The organism is Enterovibrio coralii, from assembly GCF_001559595.1.
Classification (GTDB): Bacteria; Pseudomonadota; Gammaproteobacteria; order Enterobacterales; family Vibrionaceae; genus Enterovibrio; species Enterovibrio coralii.
Genome location: NZ_LNTY01000004.1, coordinates 20,614 through 37,583, shown reverse-complemented (window position 1 = coordinate 37,583; position 16,970 = coordinate 20,614). Strand labels below are relative to the sequence as shown.

The following is a 16,970-nucleotide window of genomic DNA, read 5'->3' as shown; positions in this document are numbered from 1 at the left end:
CATTCTGGGTTTTGACTAGTTAATCGCTGGCGACTGATTGCTCATTGCCTGTCCCAAGGCATGTTGCATGAAAAGTGCAGTTCCACAAATATCCCCTTCCTCATGATGATGATGGTGGTGATGACCGCCATGATGGTGATGATTGGCGTTCACTTTCGCCATCACTGTTTTGGTGTTCTCCGTCAGTTGCATACCCGCATTGCTCACATTGATGGGTGCGGGCACACCACGATAAACCGTCGATTCAACCGTAATGTCGTTGATAGCTGTCGGCTCTACTTTGTACGGACTTTCATCCAGTACGACAAAGTTCGCATATTTCCCGATGTCGATACTACCCACCTCACCTTCTAGTCTCGCGGTATACGCGGCATCAATCGTCATAGCGCGCATGGCCTCATCAACAGTGATTCTTTCTTGTGGCCCCATTACCGTCTCACCTGATAGACCAATTCGATTTACAGCGGCCCAAATCAAAGTGAGCGGTTGGGCTGGTGCCATAGGTGCATCTGAGTGTAGAGACAACAATCCACCCGCATCAATGAAAGAGCGACCTCTTGCCATCACTTCCGCGCGTTCTTTACCAACGCCCTGCTCGCTATAAAGCTCCGCAAGTACGTGTGTGTAATAAGGGTTAACGCTGAAATTTGAACCCGTTTCTACTGCACGTGGAATGTCATCAACATCTGTGATTCCCAAGTGATGGAAACCCGTTCTGTGGTCTTCTCTTGGGAACTCATCATTGAGCTTTTCGACGATTTCTACCGCTTTTTCAAAGCCCAGATCGCCGTTAGCATGAATCACAATGGTGTAATCATCGTTCCAGTAAGGACGCATGCTGTCTTCTAGCTCAGCTGGTGTTTGAAGCCATTCACCATGATGCCCGTCGGTATAACCGTCTTTCAGCTGCATCAATTGGCTGTACATCGCACCGTCTGAAAAAAGCTTGATGGATTTTGGCAGCCATTGAATTTGATCTTGTCCAGCATAGTTTCGGGTTTGTGCTTCCGCGATGGCTTTGCCTTTATCCGCATCATAACCACCCATGCTGTAGGTGAAGTTGCCGGCAGGCATCAGCCAGTAATCCATTGGGAACGTATCGTCCAACAGAATCGATACCATTTGGTCGTACATTTCTGGGGTCGCAATCACGCCAGGATCAACCGCAGTGGTAATACCGCCTGCTTGGATATAATCACGTGAACGCTCCATACCTGTCGCGAATCTGCCGCTTTCCACCAAAAACTTCAGCGTGTCGCCCAGAATGATTTTTCCGCCATTCTCGAAGGCATGCCCGCGTTCCCAATCAAGTTGATCGTAAGCCGCACTCTCACCTTGCCAATCTGACTCTTCCCAACCAAGCATGTCTATCGCTGCGTCGTTGAAGAACAGCTCATGGAAACTGCGGTGCCAAACAATCAATGGGCGATCGCCTGCGATATCATTCAGCACAGCTTTGCTTAAACTATTGCCATGAAAGTAGTGGTGATAACCCCAAACAATAAGCGGTTCCCCCTCGGGTGTATTGGCTTCCACTTCTTTCAGACGTTCATAGAACGCCTCTTCGGTCTGCACACCTTCAACATCACCCCACGGCAGTTTCCAATCGCCCGGGGTGACAAACTCGGTACTCATTAAGATGCCACTCATCCAAATATGCAGGTGCGGTTCTACAAACCCCGGTGCCAGCACTTTGTCTTCAAACTGACGGTCTACGCTGAGATTTGGGTGGTTCGCATATTTCGACAACATCTCGCCAGACTCGCCCATATCGAGAATTCGCCCATCCTGAACAGCAACCGCAGAAATGTTATCCGGCGCGACATCTGACATCGTGATAATGTCGTTTGACAGGTAAATCGTGACTGGACTCGCTAACACATCATCAGAAAGCGCGGGTTGCGCATTGTTTTCAACAAATTTGGCACACCCACCAACAACGGCGACAAGAGCGGCAATGGCTGACAGTTTTGTAATTGTTTTCATTGTGATTCCTTCTTGTAAATTGCATCTTTGTGAACTGCATTTCATGTGCACAATTTATCAATGGAATCACGTTCGTAATAATGCATTATGATGGGTAAAAACCATCATTTGGATTATCTATGTTTTCTTACGAACATCTTGCCGCGTTTTGCGCGACCGTCGAGGAAGGCAGCTACAGCAAAGCAGCGCGAAAGCTGGGAAAAGACCGGACGACGATTCGCGAGCAGATTAAAGCCATTGAAGACAGCTACGCAGTAGAACTTTTCCAGATTGAAGGTAAAAAAGCGGTCGTGACCGACATAGGTCAGGCGATTTACCGACAATCCGCCATCATCGTTAAGCAAAGTGCGCGCTTAGACACTCGCTTAATGGGGAGCTATCTCGACCCCATTACCTACTTTGATATTTATCATGATGCGCTGGTACCTGTTGCCTTGATTGCGGATATCGAACAATTTATGGCAACAACCTACCCTTACATTCGCCTCAATTGGCTACACAGAAACCGTGAAAAAGGACTTAAAGCGGTCTCTGAGGGCACCAACCAATTAGCGTTAATGCAGCATCGCATGGTCAATGAAGGGTTATACCCTTTCGGATATGTGAACCTTGGTAGCAGTGATATCGGCGTGTATTGCCATGCCTCTCACAGACTGTGCGCAATGAATGACGTCACAGCAGGAGATCTACAGCTAGAAAAGCAGTACGTGAGTGAAAATTTGTTCAACGCGATGCCGGAGCTGTTTTCCGTATCACCGGATATTCGCGTGATTAGCAACAACGATATCTTGATAGAGCTATTGAAAAAAGACGGTTGGGCTGCGATGAGTGCGAGCATGGCTGAGCCTTGGGTGAAGGCGGGTGAGCTTAAACCTGTCAAAATGCGAGAGCTTTCTACGGCACTGAAAACCGGCATTTCATTTTTCTACCCGGAAGCACGCGAGTCCGCGCCAGAGTTGCTGGCACTGATGGCATATATCAGAAAAGCAGCGAAGAACTATTTTAAATAGCGAGTCTAAAAACAAGAGACCAAATACAAAAACGCCCGCAGTCAAAGCGGGCGTTTTCACATTTATTCAGCGATTGTTCTTGCTATTACAGCGCGATGAACAGACCAGCTAGTGCAGCACTCATCAGGTTAGCCAGCGTTGCAGCAGCTACCGCACGGAAGCCCAGCTTCGCCACATCTTGGCGACGCTCAGGTGCCATCGCACCGATAGAACCCAGTTGGATTGCAATAGAGCCGATGTTAGCAAAACCACAGAGTGCAAACGTCACGATGATTTGCGTGTGCGCAGACATTGCTTCCTTCACGTTTACGAAGTCTAGGAAGGCAACAAATTCGTTCAGAATGGTTTTTTGACCAATCAGTGACGCAGCAGTCAGTGCTTCGTCAAACGGCACGCCAACAACAACAGCCAGTGGGTAGAACAGGTAACCGAAGATAGTTTGCAGTGTCAGACCGTCGAAGCCAAACCATGCGCCTACGGTTTCAAAACCTGCGTTCAGCATCGCAATCACACTCACGAATGCAATCAGCATGGTACCTACTGCTACCGCTACTTTCACACCGTTCATTGCACCTGTTGCCAGTGCATCAACAACGTTCGCGTCTTCGCTTTTCTCTAGGTCGATGTTGTCGTTAACGCGAGACTGTTCGCGCTCAGGCACCATCATTTTTGCCATCAGCAGACCTGCTGGCGCTGCCATGAAGCTTGCTGCGATCAAGTATTTCAGCTCTACACCCAGTGCCGCATAGCCACCCAGTACAGAACCTGCCACCGACGCCATACCGCCAACCATTACCGCGAACAGTTCTGAACGCGTCATGTTCTTCAGGAATGGACGGATAACCAGCGATGCTTCACTCATCGACAGGAAGATGTTGCTCGTTGCAGCCAGTGATTCTACTTGGCTTGTACCCAGCAAACGCTGGATAGCACCACCAATGACTTTGATCAGCCATTGCATTACGCCAAGGTAGTAAAGAAGAGAAATGATTGCAGAGAGGAAAATAATGAGGGGAAGAACGCGAATTGCAAAAATGAAGTTTCCGTTTGCTAGGTCACCGAATACGAATCCAATGCCCGCATCTGCAAACGATAGAACGCTTGAAATGCCGTTGCTTAATGAGCCTAGAACCGACTGTCCCAATGGGAAATACAGAACCAGTGCAGCGAAACCGGCTTGAAGAGAAAATGCGCCGACAACGGTACGCCAGTTAATGTCACGACGGCTTTCTGACAAAGCGTACGCGCAGACTAACAGAGCCAGAATACCGGCCAAACTTAGAAGAATATGCATTATGTTACCTTGCTATGTATCTGGATTTTTTTGCGGACCGAGATATGACGCGCGCAGAGAAAGGCAACACTTATGCAGGTGCTGCAATCAGGTGTCTTACCCTAAGACGACGTATCAAGCCCAAAAAATGCTTCAGTTACGCTGGGCCCTGTTCCTTGGGGCAAGTTTCCATGTTGCAGCCGATTGAAAGCTGGCTATCAACACTTTTTCGTAAAAAGTGTTCGCTCTAACCGGGCGCGGAGTATGCCAACTCAAATTTGCCATGACAAGGGATTTTCGCAGATGAATCGGCATAAAAAGACAACAAACTCAGAATTATCATTTTAATTCATAGGGTTATTCTGATCTTTTTTTTCATTTTTCATCGTCATTGCAAATTAGGTTGATCTTGCGCGCAAAGAACAAGGTGTGAAGAGGCATGGAGAGCGAGGTGTCATAAGATTGATAGGTACTGCACGAGCTAAAACAACATCTAATCAATTAACGTGCTGCATCAGGTCTCGGAGAAGACGCTGATGAAAAGTTTAGGGATAAATTGTTATGGGAAGCGCTTACGAGGTTTCTGTTCGCCCGATAACGGCAACAGTCGATGGCAAAGGACCGTATATCGTCACTAGCCTTAGCATGGATTCACGCCTTTCGGAGGCTTGTACGCTGCGAGCATCCATTGCCAGTGATGAACAAATTACTGAAAAAGCCCTTGGCAAAACACTCTCTTGCGCCATCACCACGCCAAATGAGAGTTCAAAACTGCTCGCGCTCGTCACCGACATCGTTTTTGAAAGCTACAGTGATGAGAAAGAGATTTACTACTACACCGTAAAGGCGGCAGACCCGCTCTCATTGCTCCAATATCGACGAAACCGTAAAATCTACCAGAGTATGACCACCAAACAGATCATCGAATCTGTGCTTAACGACGCGGGAATCAAAAGCTATGTGAAGATATCGGTTTCAGGGTCCGGTACGACCCATGAATACTGCACTCAGCTTGATGAAACAGACTTGGCTTTCGTACAACGCCTGCTCAGCTTTGAAGGCTGGCATTATCACTTTGACCATTCTGGGAGTGCGCCAAGCGTCGCCGTTGGTGATACTAATCAGGCATTTAAAACCGTTTCCAACGACAAATTTACCTTCCAAACACCAAACCCAGAGCCTTCAAGAGAAGTGCCATTCTGGCAAACGCGCACACGCGCTAACACGTCGTCAATTTCTTTGGCCGATCACAGTGCCTCCATTGCAGAAGCCATTTCTAGCGGCGCACAAAAATCATCCAGCACTGCGAGCGTATCAACGCTCACTGCCTATCATTATGGCCAAGGTTTTTCAGACAAATCTGTCATCCGCGATGCCGCGAAAAAACAGATGGAAAGCCAGGATGCATTGAAAATCATCAGCAACGGCTCGTCAAAAGCGACGCCACTGTGTGCCGGCCATAAGTTCACGTTATCAGAGCACCCCGTTTCGTCATGTAATCAGGAATACCTGGTTATTTCGATCTCTGCGTCATACTCTGGCGGCGAGGGCACCCAGCCTTACGAGTGCAATAACTCGTTCGAATGTATTCCGTCTAAAACCACGTTTCGACCCGCTTTTATCGATAAACCTCGAATTTTCAGTGTTCAGACTGCCTCGGTGACGGGCCCGAGTAACGAAGAAATTTACAAAGATAAGTCCGGACAAATTAAGGTTCAGTTCCATTGGGATCTAGACGGTAAGAACGACGAAAACACCTCTTGCTGGCTCCCTGTCGTGCAAGGTACCGCCAGTAACGGCTTTGGTATGCAGTTCATTCCACGTATCGGCGATGAAGTACTGGTGAGTTACATCGAAGGCGACCCTGACCGCCCTGTCGTCTCTGGCTCGATTTATAACACCAAGAACGTACCGCCCTACTCTGCGGCCACTCAAAGCGGGATAAAAACTCGCTCGACACCCAAAGGCAGCAGCAAGAATGGCAACGAACTTCGTTTTGAAGATGCCAAAGACAAAGAACAGGTCTTCTTACACGCCGAAAAAGACCTGATGGTAGAAGTACTAAATGACGCGACGCGCACAGTCACGGGCAAAGAAGCACTTACCGTTGAAAAAACCATCGATATCTCCAGCAAAGAAGCGCACACCCTCAAAACCGATGACAAATACACTGCCAGTGCCAAAGCCGATATGTCTCTGTCCTCGGATAAAAACGTCAAAGTTGACGCGGGTAGCAATGCAGAAATCTCCGCAAGCTCGAAGGTCTCTGTTGATGGTCAAACTGTCGAGATTAAAGGCAGCACAAAGATTTCGCTTGCCGTAGGAAGCAGCAAGATAGAAATCAGCAACAGTGGCATCAAGATTAACGCGCCTCAAGTCAGTATCAATGGCAGTGGTAAAGCAGAATTAAAAGGTGCCATGGTGACCGTAGAAGGGTCAGGGAAAGCAGATATCAAAGGAGCCATGGTCAGCATCAACGGTAGTGCAATGGCGGAAGTCAAAGGCGGTGCAATGGTGCAAATTCAAGGCGCAATCGCGAAGGTGAACTGATGAGTTATGTAAAAATCCCCCACCCGTTCGCTGAGAATATTCTTAAGCTATACGAGCCTCAAGAAGGCATTCTTCCACTGATTGAGCCGGGCATGACACCCGCACAGCTTATACAACGCGCAATGCAGGAAGGTCTCTATGCCGATGCAGTGATCTTTCTTGCCCATGGCTTACCCGTTAGGGAGGCCGTGTGGTGGGGATGCGTCTGTGCCGGTATGCGAGACGATTGGGACGAAAAACAGCTTGGTGCTATTCATGCAGCCAAAGCTTGGGTACATACGCCCGATGAGACCAGTCGCCGCTATGCAGAACAAATGGCAAATGAAGCCACTCTACAAAACGGTGCGGGTTGGATTGCTCAAGCCGTCTTCTGGAGCGGAGGAAGTATTACCGGTCCATCTGATCCCGTTGTTCCGCCGCCAGAATACCTTTACGCACATGCCGTTGGCGGCTCGATCAACCTAACCGCTATATTGCCAGATGGTGCACAAGCCGAAGCGCGATACCACCAGTTCATTGAAATGGGTATTAATATCGCCAATGGTGGAAACGGCAACATAGGGAGTGCCGCATGACGTTACCTGCAGCCAGAGCTGGCGATATGCATGTTTGCCCAATGCAAACCCCAGCGGTTCCACCCATTCCCCATGTTGGGGGGCCGATTCTTCCTCTGCCTTGTACGGTGTTAATTGCCAACATGCCAGCAGCAACCGTTGGGCAAATGTGCACCTGTGTTGGACCACCTGACTCCATCACAAAAGGCAGCGCAACCGTCTTGTTTGGTAATCTGCCCGCTGCGAGAATGGGCGATATGACTGCTCACGGTGGCACCATCGTTGTCGGTATGCCAACGGTACTTATCGGCGGATAAGTATTCTGAGAAAAGCCCTCTAGGACAAAGGTTTAAGGATAAACCATGACGTTAGTTTCCAGTCTTGCACTTTTCAGTGCCTTGCTGCTCTCTGCGATGATTCCAGGACCTTCAGTGTTGGCTGTTGTATCCCGTTCTTTAGCCTTTGGAAAAACGCAGGGTTTTCTCGTCGTTGGTGGTGTCCTCATAGCCGACTACATTTTCATTTTCCTCGCACTTTCTGGCTTGAGTGCTGTCGCTAGTGCGATGGGGAGTTTTGCAGAATACATAAAATACATAGGTGTCGCTTACCTGCTTTGGCTTGCCTACCAAAGCTGGTCAGCACCAACCAATGAAACATTGAATATTGACCAGCAACCGCATTCAAAAAATGCGCTGTCCAGTATCTTCATTGGCCTTGTCACCACTCTCTCCAACCCAAAAGCCATTTTGTTTTACATGGGCTTCTTCCCTGCGTTTGTTGATGTCACAAAAATCACGTCGACCGAGATTTTGCTCGTTGTCACTATTTCCACACTCGCCGTCGGTGGCGTGCTAATGACTTATGCTGTGATTGGCGCGAAGGCTACGGACTATTTCCAGAGTGCCAAAGCTCAAGCAAGGCTAAACAAGCTGTGTGGTGGATTGTTTGCAAGTTGCGGCATCGCACTGCTTGCCAAGGCTTAGTAAAGAAAATCCTCGCTATTTAAACGCCATTTTCAACGTTTTCTAAATACTGTTTAGCCGCAGAGAGCCATTGTTGGTGCGTTTTCCCATTGCTAGCTTAAAAAGCGAACGGCACATACAGGATGTGCCTCAATGCTCACAGAAGCTAAGGAAAACAAAATGGCTTACGAAGGCTACACGACTTTTACGGCAAAACAGGAAGACGGCGTACTCACAGTTACCTTCGACTTTGGAACAGTGAACGTTCAAGGCCAAGAAATGCTTGCTGATCTGAATGGCCTCGCAATGCGTTTGGAACGAGACAGAGACACCAAAGTTGTCGTATTCCAGTCAGCGAATCCCGAAATTTGGGTCTGCCACTACGACACCAATCTTCTGAAAGACATGTCAACCGAAGCCGTTTCTCGCGATGAGGCACAGCTTCTGGATCTTCAATCTGTACTAGAGCGAATCAGTAAAGTCCCACAGGCTACCATTGCAAAACTGGAAGCTTTGCCCGAGGTGGAGGTCATGAGTTCGCGCTAGCGTGTGACATGCGATTTGCTGCCCGTGGCAAGTTTAAGTTTATGCAAATGGAAGTCGGGATGGGCATTTTACCTTGTGGTGGCGGTGCTTCTCGTATGGCACGTCAGGTGGGTCTTGGCAGAGCACTCGAAATCATCCTAAGTGCTCGCGATTTCGATGCGGACGAAGCAGAAGCGTACGGCACCATCAACAAAGCCCTAGAGCCCGATGAGATCGGTGAATACGTCGATACGCTGGCAAAACGTATAGCGAAATTCCCTGCTGAGTCGATCAACGCATGTAAGCAAGCCGTTTACGAGTCTATCGACAAACCAATCGATGAAGCACTGAAAGCGGAAGCTTACTGGCTCTATCAGGCAACCAGTAAAACACCAGCAATCACCCGTTTTACCGTTGCTGATGAACAAGGTCTTGAGCACGACATTGAAAACCAGCGCAACTGGAATGAACTGGTCATGAAGGTTCAAGAAATCAACTAATTTCAGAGCATTACTGAGATTTCGAATATAAAGAGAGCTCCTCTGCAATCGTTTAGTTACATTGCTGGGGAGTTTTGCTGCAGTAAATTCTAAAAAACGCGTCGAATTATCCTTGTGAATGCTTCTAAACTTCCAATAAGGCACAAACGCAAAGAGGTGACTATGTTAGGTGAAAATCATTCGCTCATGAACGAATTTCCAGAGTTTAAAAATCTTATTGAAGAGTTGGCAGGGAGTAACGCCGCATTTGCAAGTGAAATGAAAGAATACAATGCACTAGATAAAAAGATACGCGTTCTAGAGCTGAATGACTCTCCCATTAACGACGACGCGATGCGCCAACTTAAGCATGACCGCGCTGTAATGAAAGATGCTCTGCATCTGCAATTGGTGCAAAGCAGCAAATAGCATTAAGACACGCCTTTTCAACGGCACAAATCTTATGAAAGCGCGCTCCGTTGAGCGCGCTTTTTACATCTGGGTTCCGAGCCACTCCAAAGTACGGTTTAAGTTGTGTCTCGACATTTCCGACACGTCTACTTTGTCCAACTGACGAATCCATCGGATAAGCGCAAACCAATCATCAGATGGATGAGCAGTCCCCTCGCCTGCAGTTTGTGCCTCAGAAGAAAACCCAACGCTAGCATGCCACGAACCGAGATGCTTTCTTGATAAACCAATGGGCATTGCCGCACCAAAATCAATCAATCGAATGGCATTGGTGTCATGATCCCAAAGCACATTAGACGGCTTGATATCACCATGAATCCAACCAGCTTTATGGCAATGCGAGACCGCTTTTAATATTTTTGGAAGGAGAATTGGGAATGCGTCCACTTGCTCTGGTGACAAATCGATAAGTGGTGTCGCATTCGGGTAAAACATGACCGAGAGAAAGCCAGAGGCAGGATACAAAGACAACGCCTCTTGCACGCTGTCTCCCTTGCACGCTTCCAACGCTTCCCACTCTCTTTCAAGGCTGCCTCGCTCAGCACCGGGCGGGCAGCGTCTCAGTACCACGCTTTCGCCAGTTTCAATTTCCGTGGCCAAATATGCATTGGCCACAGGTTTTGAGCTAAGCGGCCGCGTTAACTCGTATTTTCTATCAAGAACTTTGCCTACCTGCCAGCTTTGCTGCATGGACAGAGCTTCGGCAACCATTTTGAGGTCATTTGAGTTCATCATAGGCGTCTCGGTAAAGTGAACTGAGTAAACAAGTCTTTGTTCAACGCAATCGAGCTATCCAGCAAGGTATAATCCAGCACGATTTTTCGACTATCTATCTCATATTTAAGCTTATTTATCCGTCGATCGCTCGTTGCACTCGAATCTCCATCAAAAATAGCTCTAAACAATGCCCACTCACCTGAGTAATTACGCGTGGCGACACGATTATCACCTTCAAAGAAACTCGTACTCAGATAACCATCTAGGCCGATGCTAGGCCACGCGACGTTGCTCCACACACGAGGCCCGTGACGATAGCTGAACACGTTTTCAACCTCGCGCATTTGGAACTCAGTCACGTCTGTGCTCATGGAGCTTGGACGAATAGACACTTGAAGTGCCAGCTCTTGCCCAGCTTTACCAAAGAAGAGCTCTTTAATGTTTCGCGCTTTTTTCAACTGAGAGCGAGTGCTTGAACTGATTGGCATTACCTGACCGTCGATTTCACGCAGTTTGAGAATGCCATTATCCCAATACACAAAAGGCATCAGCATTTGGTCTATAAAGCTGTCTACCTTGCCCTGCGGCTTGAAGAAGCTTGCAAAGTCATCGATCGCCACCTCTCCTCGCCCCTGCAACGAGAATGGGAATCGACCTTCTACCGTCGCCACATAGAAAAGATAAACCCGCTCTTCCCATTGCTGATTTAAATAACCCGCACTGGAAAGAATGACCTGTTGCCATGCCTGACGTTCAACCGAATTGATCCAACCTGCTACTTTTCCTGGTGCTTTACTCGACTCGCGGCCAAACAGCACTAGTGCATCCTGGCTGCCCTGCGCGTGAGCAACAGCGTAATCCATCATTACCTTGCCTGGGTCTGGGCTGGTTAGCGCAGTATCAAAATACGTATTGAGGCTGTCGAATTGGGCGATGAGCTGATCAACAGGTACAGGGCTGCCAACGTCACCTTGTCCGCGCATGTATGTGCCGTAACCAGCAAAGGCTTCATTGACGACATAAGCAGGCTGCAGCTTAAGCAGTTTATCTCCGGCCAAGTTGTTTACTTTGCCCGCTTTCTTAGCCACTTTCGCGACTTTGCCCAACCCCAACGCTTTCGCCGCTTTCTCGGCACCCGCGGTGTCTGTGGTTTCTTCTTTCGCTAACGTGGTGTTGATGACAATGGCATCAAGAAGATCCAACAAAGGCCCACTGGAAGGCTCACGAGACATCCTCAATGAATAAGCAAGATCCGTTGTAGAACTGAAGTTCTTCACTTTGATATTGGTCAGAATATCCTGCCAACGGTAGATGTAATCACTGAAATACAAACGTTGGATCTGTTTGCTCAGGTTGGTCATTTCCGGCAGAGAAACTGGCGATAAATCACCTTGGATGGCACGAAACTCTTGATATTGCTGCTTTAGAATTGGCGACGTTGCAGACAAATCCAAGTTCTCATAACCTTGCTTAGTGAAGACTTCAGGCATGACATAGCCATGGAACCCATCCGTAAACTCAAACAAAATCTCGAATTTGTCCCCGAGCTGGCGGCGAATATCCACTTGGGTTCGATACTCAGGCAGGCTCTTCAGTCTCGCGTAAATCAAACGCTCAGGTGACAAGCCCTCTAAGTTGCTCGACGCCACTGAGATCAGTTCTTCGTTTGCTTTGATGGCATGGTCATATTGGCTGCTAAAGAGATCATCCAACAACAGTGACAGTGTTTGTACATCTTGAACCGAGGCTTCACCTTGATCCTCTAGGTTGTCGAGAAGATAGGCAATCAACGCCTCTTTATCTAATTGCTGTTCGTTAAACAGCATTTTGTAGAATCTCAGGATTTCAAAGATGCGCGTTGGGTTACCCAAACTCACGTAAACATAGAGTTCATTGCTCACCAACTCTTCAACGCGAGGCAACAAGAAGAGATGCAACTGCTCCTCATAAATGCGGTATACCTCTTTGCCCGTGTCAGTCTGGTTGACACTCACCTTTTCATACCAAGACGTTGGAGCAATACCTTCCTTTGCAACATCACGTAACTCGTTAAGTATCGCGATGGTATCGAGGATAGTATGCGGCTCTTGCTCTAATCGCTCAATATCGTTCTTATACAAACTGAGTTGTGTTTGTGCCTCGGCACGCCACGCTTCATCTTTGTCCCAGCTCTGTTTCACCACAGTAGAAACACCTGCGACAAAAAGAATCGCAACTGCGACCATACCGGTTCGAGATAGCAAGTAGCGGGTTTGACGATAGGGGTTCATCGCCGTAATGCGACGCTCTGGCAACAATACGTCGGAAAAAAGACGAGCAGCAAAGTAACCTCTTCGACCCGGCAACTGCTCACGTCGCGATAGCGCATTAAATTCCGCTTTCTCAGCGACAGCTTGCGTCAACAGATCGAGCTCTTTTCCACTTTGCGCACTCGAGACCAGATACACACCACGAATCCAAACAGCATTTCGAACGCGGTTTTCTCTGCCCACGTCAGACATCAAACTACGCGCTTGCTCAAAGAAAACGCGAAGCTGATAAGGCAATGCAACAACAGAGTCGGTACGCTCGTTGCTAACGTTTCGCAGCAGGGTCATCTGCTGTTTAACTAACTCTTTTAGCAGCAGTTTTACTTTTTCATCAAACTGGAGTGCATCGAATCGGTGTGTATCGTCGTTGGATAACGTCACACCAAATGGGTTATCGACATCACGCCCTGAAAAGCTCTCGAAGAAGGGAACGAAGTCTGCAATGGCATCCGCTTGGTGAACACACTGTAAACCGGTAAATCAATGCCAAGCTTTTCACCTAAAGACAAAATGGCATCTTGTAAGGTCGTGGCGAGAGCTTGTCTGTCTTTTTTATCCGCTTCAATGAGTCGGTTTGCTTCAACGACCGTCAAAACACCGTTCAAGCCTTGTCTTGGGCGGTATTTCAGAAGCTGCTGGCAAAGAATTTTCCACAAATCGTTATCGATGCCGTCATGGTCGAAAACACGATGACCCACTTCAATGACCACAGCATAATCATTGCTCCAGAAACGAAGGTATTGCTTGGCATCGTCCTCGTTAAGCTGAACATCGAGCACTGGCTCCATGTCGTTCTGACGCAGCAAGGCACTTTTCGCACTATTTTGTCGTCCAACCAACAGGTACCAAGGCAAGGCATACATACTTGGCAGCTTGCGTTTACCTTCGCCACGAAGTTTTTTCGTCGATAACGCAAAAATGTCTCGGATAGCCTTGGAGTCTTGCTCCAGCAATACTTGCTGGTCATGCTTTTGAATCGACTCTTCTGACTTGGGTCTTGTCAGTAAACCGACAACCAAAACGATAAGGGGTAAAACAACAGCACCGAACAATAGGCTCAGTTTTAAAATGGCCATCTCTTCGGTATCAGGAATCGCCCACCAGCCAATCAAGCACGCGGCGGCGAGAAATAGCGCGAAAACGCCCAATAGAAGTGCTTTTTTCATATTACTGCTGCGCCCTCCGGATTGTTGCGTTTAGTCCATATCGAACATTGAGTTCGTTCTTCAGCTTCTTGATGGCACTCAGGTTTGTGCCCGCATCCATCACAAGCTCAATACCGTGGTCAGTTTCAATAGAGAAGGTGTCATACCCTGATTTATTCAATTCGTTTGAAAGCCTTATGACATCCGACGATTGGGAAAACACGGCGAGTAGAATTTCCCAGTCCACATTCACTGGGGCTTTTTCTGTTACATCCTCTTCAGGTTGTGCCGGTACCAGTGGCTCAAGCCCTACATCTTCTGGCGTACTGACATACACAAGGTCCTGATTTGTCGCAGCAAGATTCACATCTGAGAGGTCCAAAGAAGAAAACTGAGACAGCAACACCGCGCTTCGGTTGTGGTACCAGTATTCAGACGCAACGTAACCGCCCGCCAGAAACAGCGCAGTGATGGTCAGTATTTTGGTGATGCTCAGTGGCTTGGTGGGTTGCTTGTGCTTATTCAAAGGCGGCGTAGTAGGCACAGGAAGACGCGATTCTTCACGGTAATGACGAAGTATGGAGTAAACATCTGACTTCACATCGTGAAGCGCGCTGGGGTCGGCATGGCGATAGCGCCCCTTGAAGCCAAGCATGATCAATATGTATTGAAGCTCGATAAAATCGGCCAATTTTGCTGGTTGCTGGCACGCTTTCTCTAGCAACGCAAAAAAGACCTCACCGCCGTTTCGCTGATTGAAAATCTTACTCAGCAATGAATGGTTTTCCCAGCGCGCCCTTTGACCCCATTCGGTATACAGAATGATTTCATCGAATGCAGCACAAAGCACGAAGCAACTGCGGTCGATAATGCTGGGGTGATAATCAAGATAAAGGCCACGACGCTTGAAGTTAGCAATACCATCCAACACCTGCTGACGAAACCTCTCGAGATCTCGAGGCTCACCTTGTCTAGGCAAAGTGACCAAGGTGCCGAGTAATTCCGTTGCCGCATTCAGAAGGGGGCTGCCATAAACTGCCAAGTTTTCAATGAGCAGTGCGCTATCGCCAAGCTCAGGCATTGCGTCATCTGACGTTTTGGTCTGCTCAAACTCCGTCTGCTGACGTCGAATGACGATGGTTGGTTCTTCGTTAAATAATCCACTCATGTGCGATTACCTGATCACGTGCAGTTCGACAGTGACATTGCCAACAAGCTCATCGATGTGAAGTGCGATTGGCTCGTCGCGCTTGACCAATGCCTGCCACAACTCGGAGTGAATATTGACTTCAAAATAGGCGGCGTTGCTGCGCGATTTAAGCTCAGTGGGTGCGACGGGCAAGTAGCGAAGCTCAACCCCAGACAAGGCGTTGCGCACCAAATCAGCAATATCGCTGTTACCCGCCAACTTCGCCGCTAGTGGGAAATGCTCGCCAAGTTCTACGGCACCCAGTGAATCGGAAGACACCACCATCACGAAGCGGCCATTGTTAAACAGTGCTCGGTCTTTCACTATGGTTCTCAACAGTCGACGTGAAACGAACAGGCTAGTATCCCAAGGTAATGTCGTGACGTTATCGAGCTGAACTTCACGAAGCAGCACCTGCATCTCAGCAAACGCCAAAGAGAAGTTGTCGTACATGCTGTTAGGGTTCCACTTTGGAAACTCTTCGGGCATGCGGCCTTCTAAGCCTTGCATCTGCCCAACCATGGCAATGCACTCGAGATATAAGGCTTCCGATGTCAACGCCCCGTTATCCACCAATGGCGAATTTTAGGCAGCCAACCGCCGAGGGTTTGCAACCAGAGGTAATCTCGCATCAGGGCTTGATAGCTTTTACTTCCACTATCGACTTGGAGACGCGTTGAAATGGTCTGTGCACGGTATTGCATTTGCGCATAAATTTCAGATACGCAGTCTTTGAGATATTCAGAGACATTAAATTTCAAACAGGCGGGTACAAATGCTTTGTTAAGCAGCACTTCCCCTTCAGATTTGTGCTCTGAAACAAACGCGATTGGCAACAAGGTATAATCTTGAAGATCATCCCCTTCCATTTTGAGCACCACGTTCAACTCTGCAATTTCCAGAGCAACGGTTTCGCTATGATCTCGGCTCGTGTCATAGGCGTTGTATTCGACTGGTGTATTTCTTAAATGTACCCCGTCGCCTACATCGACCACACCCGCGCGATAGACTGGAACGGCAAGATATACGCGTTTGTTCAACGTGCCTTTAGGAATGTCCAATACCAGCCCTTGCGTCAACTCAAACGGCGTTCCATCGGGGAAAACCCCTTTTGCTTTCTTAACGCCGACTTTGCCAATTTTGGGCATGGAAGAGTCCATTTCCAGTTCTGACAATCCAAAACTGTCTGGGGCAATTTGCCCGCAATAGGACTTAGTAAAATGTTCAAGATACCGCTCTTGTTGCTGGAAGTGCTGAGGGCTTAAGAACATTCCCTCGCTCCAGACGACCTTTTTCATGTCCACGGCTTATTCCTCTTCGCCCGTCATCGTCAGGTTAATTCCATCCAATTGGAGAGAAAGAATCTGAGAAAAATTACCTAACGATTCGTAAATGACTTTATTGTTCGCTTCCCTGTAATTAGCAAAGGCGACAACGATTCCAACAAACTTAGTTTCTGCGCTCACTGGGATAATTTCTGACGTCGTTTTTCCTGGGAGCACACTCGGTAAATAACGTTTTGAGAGCAGGTCTGCTTTTAATGCACCTTGGTCATCGTTGTAGATTTGAATAAAGTCTGTCTGATTAAAGGCTTCACTGTCTTTTAATTGGTAGACACGCACTTCCACAGGTGATGGGAGACCATCAACATTCGGATTAATATTGCTTGCGGCTTCAACGTCAATTTTAAACATGGGAGCCGTTGGGTCGCTCCACCAATCGAGCGGATTCAATGAAGGCGCACTGCTGCAACCACTTAAAAACAGTGCAGACAAAATGGCGATGACATACTGCTTCATC

11 protein-coding genes and 3 pseudogenes are annotated in these 16,970 nt (G+C 48.1%); 7 read left to right on the top strand and 7 right to left on the bottom strand.

The window, feature by feature from the left end; all coding sequences use genetic code 11:
• Positions 1-15: 15 nt before the first annotated feature.
• On the bottom strand, positions 16-1,986 hold the full coding sequence (locus tag ATN88_RS00315; RefSeq protein ID WP_083539378.1) for an amidohydrolase: 1,971 nt from the start codon (positions 1,984-1,986) through the stop codon (positions 16-18).
• Positions 1,987-2,105: 119 nt separating this feature from the next.
• On the opposite strand from ATN88_RS00315, the gene ATN88_RS00310 reads away from it, so the two are divergent.
• Complete coding sequence (locus ATN88_RS00310) at positions 2,106-2,996, top strand: LysR family transcriptional regulator (RefSeq protein WP_067409776.1); 891 nt, start codon at positions 2,106-2,108, stop codon at positions 2,994-2,996.
• Positions 2,997-3,081: 85 nt separating this feature from the next.
• Here ATN88_RS00310 and ATN88_RS00305 read toward each other — a convergent pair whose 3' ends face one another.
• A complete protein-coding gene (locus ATN88_RS00305; protein ID WP_067409773.1) occupies positions 3,082-4,290 on the bottom strand; it encodes a NupC/NupG family nucleoside CNT transporter in 1,209 nt (402 codons plus the stop codon).
• Positions 4,291-4,830: 540 nt separating this feature from the next.
• Here ATN88_RS00305 and ATN88_RS00300 point away from each other — a divergent pair.
• The 6 genes and pseudogenes from ATN88_RS00300 (at position 4,831) to ATN88_RS00275 (ending at position 9,768) form a co-directional block, all read left to right on the top strand.
• Positions 4,831-6,819, top strand: coding sequence for a type VI secretion system Vgr family protein (locus tag ATN88_RS00300; protein ID WP_067409771.1), 1,989 nt, complete (start codon positions 4,831-4,833; stop codon positions 6,817-6,819).
• Positions 6,819-7,394 carry a DUF6931 family protein gene (locus tag ATN88_RS00295; protein ID WP_067409769.1) on the top strand — a complete coding sequence of 192 codons (576 nt, stop codon included), beginning with the start codon at positions 6,819-6,821 and terminating at the stop codon, positions 7,392-7,394. Before ATN88_RS00300 ends, ATN88_RS00295 begins: the two co-directional genes overlap by 1 nt.
• Complete coding sequence (locus ATN88_RS00290) at positions 7,391-7,690, top strand: PAAR domain-containing protein (protein ID WP_067409766.1); 300 nt, start codon at positions 7,391-7,393, stop codon at positions 7,688-7,690. Before ATN88_RS00295 ends, ATN88_RS00290 begins: the two co-directional genes overlap by 4 nt.
• Before the next feature lie 45 nt (positions 7,691-7,735).
• Positions 7,736-8,356, top strand: a complete 621-nt coding sequence (locus tag ATN88_RS00285; RefSeq protein ID WP_067409763.1) for a LysE family translocator — start codon at positions 7,736-7,738, stop codon at positions 8,354-8,356.
• A 159-nt stretch (positions 8,357-8,515) separates the two neighbouring features.
• Positions 8,516-9,360 (top strand): annotated as a pseudogene (locus ATN88_RS00280) (enoyl-CoA hydratase/isomerase family protein).
• A 162-nt stretch (positions 9,361-9,522) separates the two neighbouring features.
• The gene (locus ATN88_RS00275) at positions 9,523-9,768 is read left to right on the top strand and encodes a YdcH family protein (RefSeq protein WP_067409761.1); all 246 of its coding nucleotides are present in this window, start codon (positions 9,523-9,525) and stop codon (positions 9,766-9,768) included.
• Positions 9,769-9,831: 63 nt separating this feature from the next.
• On the opposite strand, the gene ATN88_RS00270 is transcribed toward ATN88_RS00275, so the two are convergent.
• From ATN88_RS00270 to tssJ, 5 genes and pseudogenes are all read right to left on the bottom strand, one after another.
• Positions 9,832-10,545 (bottom strand): protein kinase domain-containing protein, encoded by a 714-nt coding sequence (locus ATN88_RS00270; protein ID WP_232312637.1) that lies wholly within the window; start codon positions 10,543-10,545, stop codon positions 9,832-9,834.
• Positions 10,542-13,624: pseudogene (gene tssM, locus ATN88_RS00265) on the bottom strand (type VI secretion system membrane subunit TssM). The gene ATN88_RS00270 and the pseudogene tssM overlap by 4 nt, the downstream one beginning before the upstream one ends.
• Positions 13,625-14,003: 379 nt before the next feature.
• Entirely contained in the window at positions 14,004-15,149 is a 1,146-nt protein-coding gene (gene icmH, locus ATN88_RS00260) for a type IVB secretion system protein IcmH/DotU (RefSeq protein WP_067409758.1), read from the bottom strand.
• 6 nt (positions 15,150-15,155) lie between these two features.
• A pseudogene (tssK, locus tag ATN88_RS00255) lies at positions 15,156-16,441 on the bottom strand (type VI secretion system baseplate subunit TssK).
• A gap of 36 nt (positions 16,442-16,477) precedes the next feature.
• Positions 16,478-16,969: a type VI secretion system lipoprotein TssJ gene (gene tssJ, locus ATN88_RS00250; RefSeq protein ID WP_067409756.1), complete on the bottom strand. Its 492-nt coding sequence runs from the start codon at positions 16,967-16,969 to the stop codon at positions 16,478-16,480.
• Between the last annotated feature and the right edge of the window lies 1 nt (position 16,970).

Coding starts and splice junctions, on each gene's coding strand:
- tssJ (WP_067409756.1), bottom strand. CDS start 16,969: ATGAAGCAGTATGTCATCGCCATTTTGTCTGCACTGTTTTTAAGTGGT.
- ATN88_RS00285 (WP_067409763.1), top strand. CDS start 7,736: ATGACGTTAGTTTCCAGTCTTGCACTTTTCAGTGCCTTGCTGCTCTCT.
- icmH (WP_067409758.1), bottom strand. CDS start 15,149: ATGAGTGGATTATTTAACGAAGAACCAACCATCGTCATTCGACGTCAG.
- ATN88_RS00275 (WP_067409761.1), top strand. CDS start 9,523: ATGTTAGGTGAAAATCATTCGCTCATGAACGAATTTCCAGAGTTTAAA.
- ATN88_RS00305 (WP_067409773.1), bottom strand. CDS start 4,290: ATGCATATTCTTCTAAGTTTGGCCGGTATTCTGGCTCTGTTAGTCTGC.
- ATN88_RS00310 (WP_067409776.1), top strand. CDS start 2,106: ATGTTTTCTTACGAACATCTTGCCGCGTTTTGCGCGACCGTCGAGGAA.
- ATN88_RS00295 (WP_067409769.1), top strand. CDS start 6,819: ATGAGTTATGTAAAAATCCCCCACCCGTTCGCTGAGAATATTCTTAAG.
- ATN88_RS00290 (WP_067409766.1), top strand. CDS start 7,391: ATGACGTTACCTGCAGCCAGAGCTGGCGATATGCATGTTTGCCCAATG.
- ATN88_RS00270 (WP_232312637.1), bottom strand. CDS start 10,545: ATGATGAACTCAAATGACCTCAAAATGGTTGCCGAAGCTCTGTCCATG.
- ATN88_RS00300 (WP_067409771.1), top strand. CDS start 4,831: ATGGGAAGCGCTTACGAGGTTTCTGTTCGCCCGATAACGGCAACAGTC.
- ATN88_RS00315 (WP_083539378.1), bottom strand. CDS start 1,986: ATGAAAACAATTACAAAACTGTCAGCCATTGCCGCTCTTGTCGCCGTT.